This window comes from Hymenobacter sp. J193 (assembly GCF_024700075.1).
Lineage (GTDB): Bacteria > Bacteroidota > Bacteroidia > Cytophagales > Hymenobacteraceae > Hymenobacter.
Map to the genome: position 1 here is coordinate 2,980,417 of NZ_JAJONE010000001.1, position 14,848 is coordinate 2,995,264.

General features: G+C 60.1%; 12 protein-coding genes. 3 read left to right on the plus strand and 9 right to left on the minus strand.

Annotated elements, in window-relative coordinates:
• Positions 1–77: 77 nt before the first annotated feature.
• Complete coding sequence (locus tag LRS06_RS13085; protein ID WP_257871878.1) at positions 78–1,256, plus strand: hypothetical protein; 1,179 nt, start codon at positions 78–80, stop codon at positions 1,254–1,256.
• On the opposite strand, the gene LRS06_RS13090 is transcribed toward LRS06_RS13085, so the two are convergent.
• Positions 1,253–1,852 carry a GNAT family N-acetyltransferase gene (locus tag LRS06_RS13090; RefSeq protein ID WP_257871879.1) on the minus strand — a complete coding sequence of 200 codons (600 nt, stop codon included), beginning with the start codon at positions 1,850–1,852 and terminating at the stop codon, positions 1,253–1,255. The genes LRS06_RS13085 and LRS06_RS13090 overlap by 4 nt on opposite strands.
• Positions 1,853–2,042: 190 nt before the next feature.
• Here LRS06_RS13090 and LRS06_RS13095 point away from each other — a divergent pair, with 190 nt between their 5' ends.
• On the plus strand, positions 2,043–2,936 hold the full coding sequence (locus tag LRS06_RS13095) for an SDR family NAD(P)-dependent oxidoreductase (RefSeq protein WP_257871880.1): 894 nt from the start codon (positions 2,043–2,045) through the stop codon (positions 2,934–2,936).
• A gap of 100 nt (positions 2,937–3,036) precedes the next feature.
• Here the strand turns inward: LRS06_RS13095 and LRS06_RS13100 are convergent, their stop codons facing one another.
• The 8 genes from LRS06_RS13100 to guaB all read right to left on the minus strand — a co-directional run bounded on the left by LRS06_RS13100 (position 3,037) and on the right by guaB (position 13,347).
• Complete coding sequence (locus LRS06_RS13100) at positions 3,037–3,477, minus strand: hypothetical protein (RefSeq protein ID WP_257871881.1); 441 nt, start codon at positions 3,475–3,477, stop codon at positions 3,037–3,039.
• A gap of 128 nt (positions 3,478–3,605) precedes the next feature.
• A complete protein-coding gene (locus LRS06_RS13105) occupies positions 3,606–4,568 on the minus strand; it encodes a MoxR family ATPase (protein WP_257871882.1) in 963 nt (320 codons plus the stop codon).
• A gap of 119 nt (positions 4,569–4,687) precedes the next feature.
• Complete coding sequence (locus LRS06_RS13110) at positions 4,688–6,076, minus strand: peptidylprolyl isomerase (RefSeq protein WP_257871883.1); 1,389 nt, start codon at positions 6,074–6,076, stop codon at positions 4,688–4,690.
• 273 nt (positions 6,077–6,349) lie between these two features.
• Positions 6,350–8,641, minus strand: a complete 2,292-nt coding sequence (locus tag LRS06_RS13115; RefSeq protein WP_257871884.1) for a peptidylprolyl isomerase — start codon at positions 8,639–8,641, stop codon at positions 6,350–6,352.
• Between the two features lie 162 nt (positions 8,642–8,803).
• Positions 8,804–9,214 carry an ATP-binding protein gene (locus LRS06_RS13120; RefSeq protein WP_257871885.1) on the minus strand — a complete coding sequence of 137 codons (411 nt, stop codon included), beginning with the start codon at positions 9,212–9,214 and terminating at the stop codon, positions 8,804–8,806.
• Between the two features lie 28 nt (positions 9,215–9,242).
• Positions 9,243–9,572 (minus strand): STAS domain-containing protein, encoded by a 330-nt coding sequence (locus LRS06_RS13125; RefSeq protein WP_257871886.1) that lies wholly within the window; start codon positions 9,570–9,572, stop codon positions 9,243–9,245.
• A gap of 14 nt (positions 9,573–9,586) precedes the next feature.
• Positions 9,587–11,596 carry a PP2C family protein-serine/threonine phosphatase gene (locus LRS06_RS13130; RefSeq protein ID WP_257871887.1) on the minus strand — a complete coding sequence of 670 codons (2,010 nt, stop codon included), beginning with the start codon at positions 11,594–11,596 and terminating at the stop codon, positions 9,587–9,589.
• A gap of 278 nt (positions 11,597–11,874) precedes the next feature.
• On the minus strand, positions 11,875–13,347 hold the full coding sequence (gene guaB / locus LRS06_RS13135) for an IMP dehydrogenase (protein WP_257871888.1): 1,473 nt from the start codon (positions 13,345–13,347) through the stop codon (positions 11,875–11,877).
• Positions 13,348–13,966: 619 nt separating this feature from the next.
• Here guaB and LRS06_RS13140 point away from each other — a divergent pair.
• Positions 13,967–14,812, plus strand: a complete 846-nt coding sequence (locus LRS06_RS13140; protein WP_257871889.1) for an oxidoreductase — start codon at positions 13,967–13,969, stop codon at positions 14,810–14,812.
• Positions 14,813–14,848: the final 36 nt, after the last annotated feature.

A 14,848-nucleotide genomic window follows, 5' to 3' on the forward strand; every position in this document is an offset into this window, starting at 1 on the left:
GCCGCCGGCCTATATTTTGTGCCCGTAATGCTAAAAAAATTCGTTGAGTCTGGGGTAATTTTTCGATGCTAAAATTTTTGGTAAAGTTAGCGGCTGACTGTCAGGGACAAGGCAAATTCCGGGGGCTGGCCTGGTCGCTGCTGGGGCTGGTTTTATTTTCCAGCCCCGCCGCCGCCCAGCTCGATAACCGGGCGTTTCTGCACCGCCCCCCGGTTGGGCCGGCTTACGAGCGGCAGCTGCGGCTGGATGTGCAGGGCTTCCTGTTCAACAAAGACAACGAGTACTTCAATAAGATTGACCCCGGCCTTACCTACTTCGGAGCCCAACTGGCGCCGCGGCTGGTGTACTTCCCGACGGCCAACCTGCGGCTGGAGGCAGGTGTGTTTTTGTGGAAGGACTACGGCACGCCCCGCTTCAAGCAAATAAGCCCGCTGTTCACGCTCAAGTACCGGCAAGGGCCGCACACGCTCATCTTCGGCAACCTGGAGGGTAATCTGCACCACGGCTATATCGAACCCCTGTTTGATTTTGAGCGCGTTATCACCAACCGACTCGAAGAAGGCATTCAGTACCAGCACCAGGCGCCCCGCGGCAGCGTGGATGCCTGGGTGAACTGGGTACGCCAGCAGTACCGGTTCAGCAATTTTCAGGAGGAAGTGGCGGGCGGCCTCGCTACCGAACACCGCCTCTTGGGCGACTCCACCGGCTGGCTGCTGAAGCTGCCGTTTCAGTTTACGGCCACCCACCGCGGTGGCCAGATTGATACCATCGACAAGCCGCTGCAAACCCTGTTCAACGTGGCTACCGGCCTGCGCCTGCGGCGGGCCCTTGCTTCCGACTTCGTTTCGGCGGTGCATTTCGATGGGTACGTGACCTATTTCAACGACTATTCATTTACTGAGGAACTGCCCTTCCGCGACGGAACGGGCGTGTACCTGAACGCCGGGGTAGATACGCGCCTCAATAATGTGCAGCTCGCCTACTGGCATGGTCGCGGCTACGTGTCGCCGCTGGGCGGGCGGCTGTACCAGTCGGTGTCGTCGTCGCCGGTGGATGTGGGCTATACTGAGCGGGAGCGGCAGCTGCTTATTCTACGGTTCCTGAAGGACTACCAGCTGCCCGGCCACCTCACGCTCACTACGCGGTTCGAGCCGCTCTACGACCTCAACAACGGCCTGTTCGACTTTTCCTTCGCGCTTTACCTCAACTTCAACCAGAGCTTCCTGCTTTCCACTCTCAAGCGCACCGCCGACTAAGCTGGCTGTACAGCAGCATCTTCTCGCTTCAGAGAGAAATACAGGATATCGTCGGTGCGGAAGGCGCGCAGGGGCCAGGCCCGAGGGCGCGCGGGCAACAACTGAAACCCGGCTGCTTCGGCCACGGCGCAGCTGCGCGGGTTGTCGGCGCGGCACCGGATAAGCTGACGGGCCACATCGGAGCTCAGCCGGAACCCGAACTGCACCGCCGCGTGCAAAGCCTCGCGGGCGTAGCCCTGACCCTCGGCGTCGGCCGCCAGGTAATATCCGATTTCCAGGGTTACCGGGTCCGTCCAGTTAGGCTTCAGGCTGATGTCGCCGAGGTAGCGGCCGGTGGCCTCCTCCCAGATGCCCAGCACGTAGAGGCGGCGCGTACGCCAGTCGTGGCGAAAGGTATCCAGCACCCGCTCGGCGTCGGCCTGGGTGCGCACAGCCGCTACGCGGGCCGGAAAAGCGGGCTGCAGCCGCAGGCGGTTGGCATCAAGCAAGGCAAAAAAAGCGGGGGCGTCGCTCGGGTGGTAGGGGCGCAGCAGCAGGCGCGCCGTGCTCAGGGGCACCGCGGGCGAAACAAACCTTGAAGCCAACAAATCAGCCATACGTGGCCGCACGCTGGAAAACGCACGTTGCCTACAGTACCGCCACGGGGGCACCAAAGTTTTGTAACGGCGCTACGTCAACCCCGCTTAATAGTGGCCGTTAGAAAAAAGCGCCCCGTGCCCGGCTCCTCAAGCGGTGCAGTGGGCGCTTTCACTTTGGTGGCCTCCGGGCTGCTTAACTCCTGATGATATGACAACTGGAAGACTGCAAGGCAAAGTAGCCATTGTGACGGGCGCCGGCTCGGGCATTGGCGAAGCCATAGCCAAGCGTTTTGCCCGTGAGGGTGCCGCCGTAGTGGTGGCCGGCCTGGCCGAAGACCCGGTGCGCGACGTGGTAGAGGAAATTCTGCAGGCCGGCGGCACCGCTACCGCCTTCACCGGCGATATTGCCCACCAGGCCACCGCCGAAGCCTGCGTGCAGGAAGCAGTGAGCCGCTACGGCAAGCTGGATATTCTGATCAACAACGCCGGAGTATTTCCAGCCACGGCCGAGCTGGATAAGTATCCGGTAGAGGCTTTCGAGTACATGATTAAAAACAACATCTATACGGTGTTTATGATGAGCCGGGCGGCCCTGCCAGAGCTGCAGAAAACGCGCGGCAACATTGTATCGGCTGGCTCGGAGGCGGGCCAAATGGGCTCTCCTATGATTACGCCGTACGGGGGTACCAAGGCCTGGGTGATGACGTTTTCGCGCGGCTTAGCTGTGGAGCAGGCCAAGCACGGCGTACGCGTGAACTGCGTGGGCCCCGGCCCCATCGACACAGCCTGGACGCACAAGGAAACCGGCCCGATGGACAGCAAAATGGAAAAGAACACCGTGAATGGCGTGCCGCTGGGCCGCCGCGGTACGCCCGAAGAAGTAGCCAACGTGTACCTTTTCCTGGCCTCCGATGAAGCCAGCTATGTAACCGGCGCCACTTATTTCGTGGATGGGGGCGTGACGCTTTCCAAAGGGCTGCACGGGGAAGAGGTGCCCAGCGCCCTGAAAAAAGAGCCTGAGTCGACCCTGAACATGCAACACGCCCAGGACGGCCACGCCGAAATCCGGCCGCAGAATGCCGGCACCATGGTCACGAGGTAGCAAAAATCTGCATTGAGCAGCAGCTGACTTCTTCGCTTGAAATGAAAAAGGCCGCCCCCAATTCGGGAGCGGCCTTTTTAGTGTTTTCTAAAGCTGAAATCTACTTCTGAACTTTCAGTGTGCCGATGCCGGAGCGCACCTGCGCGGGGCTGCCGAGGGAGCTTTGGGTGCGCATCACGTTCACCTGGCGGGCAGCTTCGTTGAAAAACTCCAGCCGGCGGATCAGCATTTCCTTGGTGAGCACGCGGCCTTCGGGCGTGCGCATCATGGCTTTCTTATCATCGAGCAGGCGCTGCATAATACCTTCGGTGGCCGTGGCCTGCTGCTGATACTGCTCCTGAAACTCGGCAACGCGGGCCAGGCCATCAGTAGTAAGCCGGAACTGGCCGCCGCCTTGGTTGAGCACTTCACAGAGCACGTAGATTTCCAGCGGCAGCGACACTTCGAGCGTGGTCGTGCGCAGGTCGAGGCCGGCTTGCAGCGCGTCGAGGATGATAGCCAGGTTGCGCTCAAACTGCGCGTAGTAAGCAGGTACTTCCATGGTAGAATTCTGAATGTTGAATTATGAATTCTGAATTAGGCTGGGTTGCGCCGGGTAGTATCCCGGGAACAGCCTTGGCCTTGCCGAATTACAAATTCAAAATTCATAATTCAACATTCAGAATTGCCTCAAAGCAGCTCTTGCACGATTTGCTCGACCGTGACGCCTTCGGCTTCGGCCTTAAAGTTACGTACCAAGCGGTGTCGTAGAATTGGCAAAGCTACGGCGCGCACGTCTTCGATATCGGGGGAGTATTTGCCGTTGAGCAGGGCATTGCACTTGGCACCTACAATCAGATGCTGCGAAGCCCGCGGCCCAGCGCCCCATTCCAGCAGCTGCGAGGCGCGGCCGCCGGCGCGGGCCGTGCCGGGGCGGGTTTTGTGTACCAGCCCCACGGCATATTCTACCACGTTGTCGGCCACGGGCACGCGGCGCACCAACTGCTGGTAAGCCTGGATTTCGGAGGCGTGCAGAATTTTATTGACGGTGGCTTTGCGGTTGGACGTGGTGTTCTTCACGATTTGCAGCTCGGCCTCGTAGCTGGGGTAGCCCAACTCGATGTTGAACATGAAGCGGTCCAGCTGAGCCTCAGGCAGCGGGTAAGTGCCTTCCTGCTCGATGGGGTTCTGGGTAGCCAGCACGAAGAACGGACGCTCCAGCGGATAGCGCTGCCCGGCCACCGTCACGGCGTACTCCTGCATACTTTCGAGCAGAGCGGCCTGGGTTTTGGGTGGCGTACGGTTGATTTCGTCGGCCAGCACGATGTTGGCGAAAACGGGCCCCTTCACAAAGTGAAAATCCCGCTGCTGGTTCATCGTTTCGGAGCCTACAATGTCCGAGGGCATCAGGTCCGGGGTGAACTGAATGCGGTTGAACGAGAGGTCCAGCGAGTCGGCAATGGTTTGGATGAGCAGCGTTTTGGCCAGGCCCGGCACGCCCACCAGCAGGCAGTGGCCCTGCGAAAACACCGCCGTCAGCACCAGCCGTACCACGTCATCCTGCCCGATAATGACCTTGCCGATTTCCTGGCGCAACGTACGGTACGAATTGGCCAGTGCGTCGGCGGCTTCTTTATCGGAGGCAAAAGGCATAGAAGGGTTGTTGATTATGGGCTTTAGTTGCAGACTGGCTTACGTAAAACCAACAACTAAGAATGACCAGGCAGGTTGCTTGCCGGTTTAGCTTTTACGGAAAGGAAAGCAGCCGAAAACTAGTTTACCGCGTCCAGCAGCTTGCAGCCGGTATACTCCGGGTCTACTTCGATGAAAACGGAGCCGCGGTTTTTCAGAAACCAGTCATCCAGCGCCTTGTTTTTCTTTTCGTTGAGGGCAGCCTGGGCAATCTTCTGGTAGTCGTCCTTGAGGTTGGCCTGGTGCGGCGGCGTATTCGACTTCAGCCAGATAAGGCGCACGGCGTCCTTGCCGTCGTCGGTGCGGTAGGGCAGGGGCGGCGTGATGCTGCCCACCTTCATCGTGTCGATGGTAAAGAAGATGGCCGGGTCAAGCTTGTCCAGGGGCAGGAACGAGCCGCCTTCCTGCCGGTTTTGCAGCAAACCGCCGCTGGCGCCGGTGAACTTGTCGTCGGAAAAGTCCTTGGCGGCTTTGGCGAAGGAGATACTGTCGCCCAGAATACGGGCGCGGAGCTTGGCCAACTCCTGGCCGGCCTCGCTCACGTCGGCGGTGGCGGCGGCTGGCTTGAGCAGGATGTGGCGGGTGGAATAACTGTCGCCCTTGCGCTCAATGAGTTGAATAATGTGGAAGCCAAACTGCGACTCCACTACCGGCGAAATACCGCCCGGCTCCAGGCGCAGCGCGGCCGCTTCGTACTCCGGTACCAGCTCCTTGCGCTTGAAGAAGCCCAGGTAGCCACCTTCCTTGCCCGAGCCGGGGTCTTCGGAATATTGCTTGGCCAGGGTAGCAAAATCCTCACCTCCCACAATCCGCGCCCGAATATCGTTGAGCTTGGCCTGGGTTTCCTGCTTGGCCTTGGAGTTGGTTTTGGCCAGCTTCACAATCTGCCCGATTTCCACTTCGGTGGAGTAGTAGGGCAGCGAGTCCTTGGGAATGCGGGCGAAGAACTGGCGCACCTCGCGGGGCGTCACCGTTACCTTGCCCGAAATTTCGTCCTGCATCTTCTGCGTCACCAGTTGCTCTTTCACCTGGGTGCGCAGCTCTTCCTTGAGCTGCCGGATGGGCTTGTTGTAATACTCTTCTAGCTTTTTCTCGGAGCCGATCTGCTGAATGAAGTAGTTCATGCGGCGGTCCAGCTCGTCGCGCACCCGGCTGTCTTCCACCACCACGGAGTCGGTCTCAGCCTTGGCCAGCAGGAGCTTGTTCAGCACAATGCCCTGCAGGATCTGGCACTTGAGGTCCAGCGGCAGGGCTTTTCCCTCGGCGCGGGCCTGTTCCTGCAGATAGGCAAACTCCACGTCGGAACGAAGCACAATCTGGTTGTCGACCTTCACGATGATGCCGTCCACAATCTGGCGGGCCACCGGCCGGCCTATGCCCAGCTGGGCAAACGTGCTGCCGACTACACCGGCTACCAGCCCAACGGCCAGCACGGCCGCGCGGGCCGAGGTACGCAAAAAATCAGTCATGAGAATTACCTAAAGAAAAGCCGCGGACGGCAAACAGCCGGGGCCGGCTCACAGACCCGGAAACGCCCAAAGTCGCCCGTAAATTTCATCATAATTACGTTCTCCGGCAAAAAGCCGGGGCCCGGCGCCCAAAAGAGGCCGCAAACACGCTGCAACGTTGCACGAGCCAAAGACAAAAACGCCTCAACCAATCTTGGCTGAGGCGCTTCTTTCAGTTGGTAGTTGTCAGTCCAGGCTTTCAGATATGATAACTGGCAGCTATGAACTGACAACTTACTTCGTGATGAGCTTGTCAACTTCCGTCTGGTTGATGCTCACGGGGTATTTCTGACGCAGCTCGGCAATCCACTCTTTTTCCAGGTAGTTCTGGTAGTCGGCCGTGGCCTGGCCGCGCGCATCAGCCAGGGTTTTGGGGCCGGCAGGCAGCACTTCTTCCACCCGGACAAAGTAGTAGCGGCCATCCTGCTGGGTGGTGTAGGTGCCTTTCTGCTGGGGCAGGGCGTCCACCACTTTGCTGTCGCCTTTCTGGTAGGGGCGCTGCTCTACTTTCACGGCCAGCGGGTTCTGCTCGTTCAGGGCTTCCTCCAGCCCGGTCAGGGCCGAGGTGGTTACGCTGAGCAAAGCGGTGGTGGCGGTAGGGCGGGCGTTGGTGGTGGCCGTAATCTGGCCGGCGGCTACTTGCTTGCTTTTCAGGTAGTCGGCTACGCGGGTGGCGCGGCGCTTGGCCAGCGTGGCAGTTTCGCCGCGCTTTATCTGGCCGGTTACGCGCACCGTCAGGGCCGTATCGTTGCTGAGAGAGGTTGCCAGGCGGTCCAGGGCATCCTGGCCGACTTTGGTGAGTTCCGCGGTGTTGGCTTTGAAGGCTACGCTGGCGGGCACGGTACGCTTCACCGGATACTGGCCCGTAGCCAGCAGCTTCTGGGCCTGCGTCAGCAACTGCGGGGAGGCGGCGCTTACCACGGTGGCCTGCACCCGGGGCGCCCACTGATAGTTGGCCTGGTTGGCTGCGAAGAACTTCTGCAGGCCCGCCGTGTCTTCCACCGCTTTCGACCATACTTTCTCGTCCATCAGCTGAAACAGCAGAATCCCGTCGCGGTACTCCTTCACCAGCATGCGGTAGTCCTCATACTTGGCTTCCAGGTTCGACTTCTCGAAGTCGGTCAGCGTCTGGTTCACGTACTGGTCGTAGAGCAGCTGCATGGTGTGGCGTGCGTCGGCACCGGGGCGGGCGCGCTGGTTTTGCTGCACGTAGGTCAGGAAGTCCTTGGTGGAGTACTCCTTGCCTTTAATGGTGAACAGCGCGGTTTCGTCGGTCACCTTGCCTTTCTGGGGCTTCGCGGCCGTAGCGGGCGCGGTGTACTTGAAGCGCCCGTTGGTCAGGGACGTATCGGCTTTGCTGAACGCGTAATCCAGCGCGGCCTTGTTTTCGGTGAACTGGTTTTCCTGGCGGATGCGCTTGAGGAAAGCTTCCCGGTTCAGCTCCGAGCGGGAGTCCTTCGAAACCTTGCTTTTCAGCGTGGGCTCCATTTCCTCGAAGGAAGGCAGCTGCTGCTTGCCGATAAGCTTAATCACATGCCAGCCGTAAGGCGTCTGCACGGGCGCCGACAGGTCGCCGGGCTTCTGCAGGCGGTAGGCGGCTTCCTCAAACGACGGAATCATGCGGCCGGTGCTGAAGGGCGGCAGCTCGCCCGCGTTGGCGGCGGAACCTACATCTTCCGAAAACTGGCCCACCAGCTTTTCCCAGTTTTCGCCTTTTTGCAGGCGGCTGTAGAGCTCGTCAATTTTTTTCTTGGCCGTCACGGAGTCGGCCGCGGGCATGCCGGGGGTGGCCCGAATCATGAGGTGGGCCACCTTGATTTCGCCCTGGGCGGGCCGTACTTCATTTACCTTGATGATGTGGTAGCCGAAGCGGGTGCGCACGGGCTGCGAAACCTGCCCGGCCGGAGTTTTGAACGCGGCCGACTCAAACGGATACACCATCTGCATAGCCGTGAAGTAGCCCAGGCGGCCGCCATTTTCCTTGGCCGAGGGGTCTTCCGAGGCTTCGGCGGCTACCTTATAAAAGTCTTCCCCACCGCTCACGCGCTGGCGCAGGGCCTGCAGCTTCTGGTAGGCGGCCAGGGTATCTTTGGGGTCGGCATCGGGGGCCACGCGCACCAGAATGTGGGCCGCGTTGATTTCCTTGCTCATCCGGTCGTAGGCCTCGCGCACCAGCTTATCGGTCACGCTTTTCTCGGTGAGGTAGGGTTGAGCCAGCTGCTGCTTGTAGCCTTCCAGCTCCCGCTGAAAAGCCTGGGTGGTGTCGAGGCCGCGGGCTTCGGCTTCCAGCACTTTCAGCCGGAAGTTGGTGTACAAGTCCAGGTACTCCTGCACACTGGCGCGGGTGCCAGCCTCGGGCGCCGAGGCGTTGTTCTTGCGGTAGACGTAGGAGAATTCGGAAACCGGCACCTCGTGGGTGCCGAGGGTTTCGAGAACCGGCTGCTTGGCGGCCGTGGTAGGTTTGGAGGTTTGACACCCGGCTAGCAGCACTGCGGCGGCTCCGGCGAAAAGAATGCGTGTGCGCATACAGGGGAGTAGAAAGCTCATAACGTCGGCAGAGGCAGGGAATTGCCCGGCGCGCAGGCGGCCGACAGACGCAATTTTACGGATTTTTTTCGGTCGGTGGGGCCTATACGAAAGCACCCTGCCGCTGGGCAGGGTGCGTCACAGGAACCAAGCGGGGCGGGTTCAGGCAAGTTGCTTGTAGAGGCGGCAGATGTTGTAGCCGCCGTGCTGCGTAAACTCCACCCGGTCCATCAGGCGGTTTACCAGGGCCATGCCCATACCCCCCTTGCGGCCCTGCTGGATGTACTCCGGCATGTTGGGCTCCTGGTACGAAGCCGGAGAGTAGGAAGAGCCCTGGTCGCGCAGTTCAATCTGGAAAACCTGGTTTTCCACGTTCAGGCGCACGTCCAGGTGCTTGCTGGCATCTTCGGTGTTGGCATGAATCACGATGTTAGCCACGATTTCATCCACGGCCAGCACAATCTGATTGACGCGCAACTCACTCTGGCCCAGCGCGGCGAGGTATTCGGACACGAAGTCGCGCACTACCTTCAGGTTGCTACGTTCGCAACTGATGCGGATGGCGTTCTTCATGTGCTACGAGACGACCGGATACACAAAATCAGAGTGCGGCGGCCTCGGTTACCGAGGGCACAATAGTCATCAGACTATCCAGGCCCAGAATTTCGAATACGTTGTGCACTTTCTCCTGCATGTTGAAGAATACCAGCTTCACGCCGGCATCCTGAAAGCGCTGCAGGTGCGAGATAAACACGCCTAACCCGGCCGAAGAAATATAGTTGAGCCGCTGGCAGTCGATGAGTACTTTCTGGTACTGCAGCACTGTCGGGTTGGAAAGCTCCGTATCAAGCAAAACCGACGAGCTGGCATCTAATTCACCGTCAAGCACTAGCGTAAGCGTGGTGTCCGAAGGGGTTTGAGTTATTTTCATAGCGCTTGCTTACGTTAAGCTGGACTAGTGGGTTGGGACGTTTTGAACTTAATAACCAGCAGGGTCTGGTCATCGTGGATGGGCTGGCCGTAGCTGAACTCGTTGAGGTCGTCGAGAATGGCCTGCTTGATCTGGTCGGCTTCCAGGTAATACGTCTTTTCCAGCATAGCCAGCAGGCGCTCTTCCCCGTACTCATCCTTGTTCCCGTCGCGGGCTTCCACGATGCCGTCGGTGTAAATCACCATCACGTCGCCGGGGTTATAGTCGTAGAATTGGTTTTTGATGTGCTTTTCGTACCCATCGGTCCGAATGATACCCAAACCGAGGCCCGTAGAGCGGAAGTACGATACCTCTTCCTTCAGGGAGTGGTAGTAGAGCGTATGGCAGTGGCCGGCCCGCGCAAACACAAAGCCCCCGTTCTCATAGTCGACGATGTAGAGCGAGGCCGTGATGAAGGAAGATGCCTCGAGGCAGTGAACCAGCGCCCGGTTGGCCATAGCCATAAACTTGCTGGGCAGCGGGAACCGGTCCTTATCGTCCTTGGCCAGCGGGTTTTCCTGCATCAGCGCGTGGAAAATGCCTTTCATCTGGGCCATGTGGAAGGCCGCCGTTACGCCCTTGCCCGATACGTCGCCAATGAGAATGGCCAGGCGGCGGCCCGGCAAATGCAGAAAGTCGTAGAAGTCGCCGCCTACTTCCCGGGCTGCCTGGGCGTGGGAGCTGATTTCAAACCAGTTGTCGGTAGGCAGGGTCTTCGGAATAAGGCTGTCCTGCACCGAGCTGGCCAGCTTCAGCTCTTCCTTGTACCGCTCGTTCTGGATGGCGGCCTGGGTGAGCTGGAGGTTTTCCACGCTGAGCATCGTCTGACTGACGAAGGTCTGCAGCACGCTCAGGTTTTCGCGCTCAAAGCCTTGGCGCGGCTCCCGAAACAGAAACAAAGCCCCATACAGGTGTTTCTGGGAGCGGAGCGGCATCATCAGCAGAGAGTTGAATGATAGATTCAGCTGCTGGAAGCCCGTGCTGCTGCCCAGGTCATTGTTGAGGTAGTCTATTTCGGTTATGCTGTACGAGTCCAGCAGCGCCCCCACGGCTTCGGCCTGCTCGGCTTCTATGTTGTGCAGCTGGCCCAGGTAGCCGGGCGAGTTGTCCACGCGCAGCCAGGCGGCGTCGGCATCGAGGGTTTGCACGGCGGCGTCCAGCAGGGTCTGGTAGATTTCGGCTTCCGTCTGGCCGCGCTGGATTTCCTGAGTGAGGCGCTGCATGTTCAGCATTTCCTCGCGCTTCTGCTCAAACACGCCCGCCGTGGGCAGGTTGAACAGCGTCACGAGCATGCCCATGAGCGCATAAAACGCGGCGAAGAACACCGTAAGCATCAGGAATGCGTGCTGGGGCTCGGGCGCTACCAGCAGCGGGTCGAACTGAATGCGCAGGAAGTACACGCAGAAGATACCCAGGGAAAGCAGCAGCGCCAGCTGCAGCATAATCACCACGAACTTCTGGCGGCGGTTGAGGTAAGCCACCCAGCGCTGGTGCGTGCTCAGGTACACGCCAAACGCCGCTACGCCGCCCAGAATAATACCGGCCAGCATCGGCGGCATAGCAATATTGAGCAGGCGCAGCAGCAGGGTAGCGCCCAGAATCAGCTCAAACCACAGCCACTGCTTATGCACCAGCTGCGGTGCCCGAAACAGCACCAAGGCCCGCCAGGCGTAGCAGGTATACGCCAGAAACACGATGAACAAACCCAGGTTCAGGCCATAGACAACCGTGAAGAAGGCAGGGTTGGAAGGCTGGGAAGCCGTGAGGCGCTGGACCAGGTGCAGGCCCACGCAGATGGTAGCCAGCAGGCCGGGGCCCAGCAACAGCCGCCGCAGCAGCCCCACGAAATCGGTGCCGCGCAAGGGGTCGGGCTGGTAACGGCGGTACACGAACACCGCGCCGGCGAATATGCCCTGCGTCAGTAGCAACGCCCAGTTGGGGATGGAGAGCTGCAGCGGAATGCCGCCGGTACGCATCAGCATCATAAACAGAAGCAAAAGCCAGCTGCTGATGGCAATAGGCAAGGCTATCTGTTTAAGTCTGCGTAAAGATTGCTGCATGAAAACGGTGGAGAGGCCATATCCGCCACAACTATTGGCGGGCAATGAGGGAGCAAGATAAAACAGTAGCCGGGTTTTTGCGGCAGCGGCTAGCAAATTGTATTCCCGCCGGAGAGGTTCCCGGTTTCGCAAAAAAAGACGGAGGCAGCCCGCCGTACGAGCCGCCTCCGCGGGCAGTCCTCAGAAACTGAGCCAACTAATTTTTACCGGCTGCTATAATTAGGTGCTTCCCGGGTAATCTGCACATCGTGGGGGTGCGACTCGCGCAGGCCGGCCCCGGTGATGCGTACGAAGCGGGCGGTTTGCAGTGCCTCAATGGTGGCGGCGCCGCAGTAGCCCATGCCGGCGCGCAGGCCGCCGGCCAGCTGGTAGAGCACCTCACTGGCCATGCCCTTGTAGGGCACGCGGCCCACAATGCCCTCGGGCACCAGCTTCTTCACGTCGTCTTCGGCATCCTGGAAGTAGCGGTCCTTGGAGCCTTCTTCCATAGCTTCTACCGAGCCCATGCCGCGGTAGCTTTTGTACTTGCGGCCCTCAAATAGCGTCACTTCGCCGGGAGCCTCCTCGGTGCCGGCCAGCAAAGAGCCAATCATAATAGTGCCGGCGCCGGCGGCCAGGGCCTTCACCACGTCGCCGGAGTACTTGATGCCGCCGTCGGCAATGAGGGGTACGCCGGTGCCTTCGAGGCCGCGGGCCGCTTCGAGCACGGCCGAGAGCTGGGGCACCCCAATGCCGGCAATGATACGGGTGGTGCAGATGGAGCCAGGGCCCACGCCCACCTTCACGGCGTCGGCGCCCGCGTCGGCCAGGGCCCGGGCCCCTTCGGCGGTGGCCACGTTGCCGGCAATGACTTCGAGCTTCGGAAACTGCTGCTTGATGGCGCGTACTGCGTCGAGCACCCCTTTGCTGTGGCCGTGGGCGGTGTCTACGCTCACCACATCCACGCCCGCTTCTACCAGAGCGCCAATGCGGTCCATCAGATCAGCTGTGACGCCTACGGCGGCGCCCACCCGCAGGCGGCCCAGCTCGTCTTTGCAGGCATTGGGCGTGCGGCGGCGCTTGCGGATATCCTTATAAGTAATGAGGCCCACGAGGCGTCCCTCCGCATCAATCACGGGCAGCTTCTCCACTTTCGAGTCCTGCAGGATGTCTTCGGCGTCGGCCAGTTCGGTGCCGGCTTTGGCCGTTACCAGAGGCAGGGGTGTCATCACCGACGTCACGGAGCGGGCCATGTCTTTCTCGAAGCGCAGGTCACGGTTGGTGAGGATGCCCTTCAGGTGCCGCTGCTCGTCCACAATGGGAATGCCGCCAATGTTGTGGTGGCGCATCAGCTTCTTGGCGTCGGCCAGGGTGGCAGTTTCCTGTAGGGTGAAGGGGTCGAGAATCATGCCGCTCTCGGAGCGTTTCACGCGGCGCACCAGCTCGGCCTGGGCCTTGATGCTCATGTTCTTGTGGATGATGCCGATGCCGCCTTCCTGGGCCATGGCAATGGCCATGTCGGCTTCGGTCACGGTATCCATGGCCGCCGATACGAACGGGAGTTTGAGCTGGATGTTGCGGGTGAGCCGGGAGCTGGGGTCGGCGTCGCGGGGCAGCGTTTCCGAGTAACCGGGCAGCAGCAGGACGTCGTCGTAGGTAAGCGCCTCGAAGGCAATTTTGGCAGCGTAATCAGCCATGGCAACAAGAAGGTTAGGTGCTACTTATTGCCGGGCAAAGCTACGGCGAATAATCGGCTTCCGTGTTATCAGATAGAAGTGATACTCGACGGGAGGTGCGAAAACGTCGTAGGGGCGGGGCTTGTTCTCCGTCCCTACGACGGAAGTGTTTTGCTTTAGGACGGAAGTGTTTCGTGTTCGGGCGGTAGTGTTTCTTGTTTGGGCAATGGTATTTTGTGTTCCGGCGGTAGTGTTTTGCGTCCGGGCAGTTGTGTTTCGTGTTTGGGCGGTGGTATGTTGTGTTTGGGCAGAGGTGTTTTGCGTTCGGGCGGAGGTGTTTTGTGTCTGGGCAGGAGTGTTTTGCGTTCGGGCGGAAGTATTTTCGGAGTAGTCGTGGCTAAGTAGCAGTGGTGCCTGGGGCCATAGGCTTGTAGAGACGCCTACTTGCGTTTCTACAGGCCGCGCCGCCACAACGATTGTCGTTAGCTACGCTGACCTTCGGTTCAACGACGAGGCGCAAGTAGGCGTCTCTACCCGCAGCCGGTGCCTCCTGCCGGAAAACCGCCGGGGCCGCTCAGCGGTTAAAGAACCCAGCCGCTTGTCTTCGGGCCGGCCTTTTTCATTCTTTTCAACCTACGATATGGCAACTCCTAAAACTTGGTTTATTACCGGCGTCAGCACCGGTTTCGGCAAAGAGCTGGCCGAATACTGCCTTAGCCAGGGCGACTCCGTGGCCGCTACCTTCCGCCAGCCAGCGCAGGCCGAGGAATTCTCCCAAAAAGACAGCACCCGTGCCCGCGGCTTCGTGTGCGACGTGGTGAATGAGCAGCAGGTGCAGCAGGCCGTGCAGGACGCTATTCAGTTTTTCGGTCACCTCGATGTGGTGGTCAACAACGCTGGCTACGGCTCCCTGGGCAGCATTGAGGAAATCGACGAGGCGGAGGTGCAGCGCCAGTTCGACGTGAACGTGTTCGGCCCGTTGCGGGTGCTGCGAGCCGTGCTGCCCCACCTGCGCGAGCGGCGCAGCGGGCATGTGCTCAACATCACCAGCATTGGTGGCCTCAAAACGTTTCCCGGCGTGGGCGTCTACAACGCCAGCAAGTTCGCCCTCGAAGCCATTGGGGAAAGCCTGGCCCAGCAGGTGGCGCCACTGGGCATCAAAGTCACCAACATCGAGCCCAGCGGCTTCCGCACGGAGTGGGCCGGCTCCTCGGCCACCTACGTGGATACGGCCATTGAAGACTACCGCGCCACCGTGGGCGAAAACCTGAAAGGCATCCAGGGCTACAGCGGCCGCCAGCCCGGCGACCCGCAGCGCGCCGCCCGCATCATGTTTGAGGTAGTGCGCCAGGAAAATCCGCCCCTGCACCTGCCCCTGGGCAAAGCCGCCGTGAAAGGCGCCCGCGACAAGTTCACCGCCCTGGTGCAGGAACTGGCCAGCGTAGCCGACCTCGGAGACTCCGCCGATTACCCGGCCGGGGAGTAATAAGGCTCTTAATAGAATAGTTTAATGCAAAGTATA

Coding starts and splice junctions, on each gene's coding strand:
- LRS06_RS13090 (WP_257871879.1), bottom strand. CDS start 1,852: ATGGCTGATTTGTTGGCTTCAAGGTTTGTTTCGCCCGCGGTGCCCCTG.
- LRS06_RS13095 (WP_257871880.1), top strand. CDS start 2,043: ATGACAACTGGAAGACTGCAAGGCAAAGTAGCCATTGTGACGGGCGCC.
- LRS06_RS13100 (WP_257871881.1), bottom strand. CDS start 3,477: ATGGAAGTACCTGCTTACTACGCGCAGTTTGAGCGCAACCTGGCTATC.
- LRS06_RS13105 (WP_257871882.1), bottom strand. CDS start 4,568: ATGCCTTTTGCCTCCGATAAAGAAGCCGCCGACGCACTGGCCAATTCG.
- LRS06_RS13110 (WP_257871883.1), bottom strand. CDS start 6,076: ATGACTGATTTTTTGCGTACCTCGGCCCGCGCGGCCGTGCTGGCCGTT.
- LRS06_RS13115 (WP_257871884.1), bottom strand. CDS start 8,641: ATGCGCACACGCATTCTTTTCGCCGGAGCCGCCGCAGTGCTGCTAGCC.
- LRS06_RS13120 (WP_257871885.1), bottom strand. CDS start 9,214: ATGAAGAACGCCATCCGCATCAGTTGCGAACGTAGCAACCTGAAGGTA.
- LRS06_RS13125 (WP_257871886.1), bottom strand. CDS start 9,572: ATGAAAATAACTCAAACCCCTTCGGACACCACGCTTACGCTAGTGCTT.
- LRS06_RS13130 (WP_257871887.1), bottom strand. CDS start 11,596: ATGATGCTGATGCGTACCGGCGGCATTCCGCTGCAGCTCTCCATCCCC.
- guaB (WP_257871888.1), bottom strand. CDS start 13,347: ATGGCTGATTACGCTGCCAAAATTGCCTTCGAGGCGCTTACCTACGAC.
- LRS06_RS13140 (WP_257871889.1), top strand. CDS start 13,967: ATGGCAACTCCTAAAACTTGGTTTATTACCGGCGTCAGCACCGGTTTC.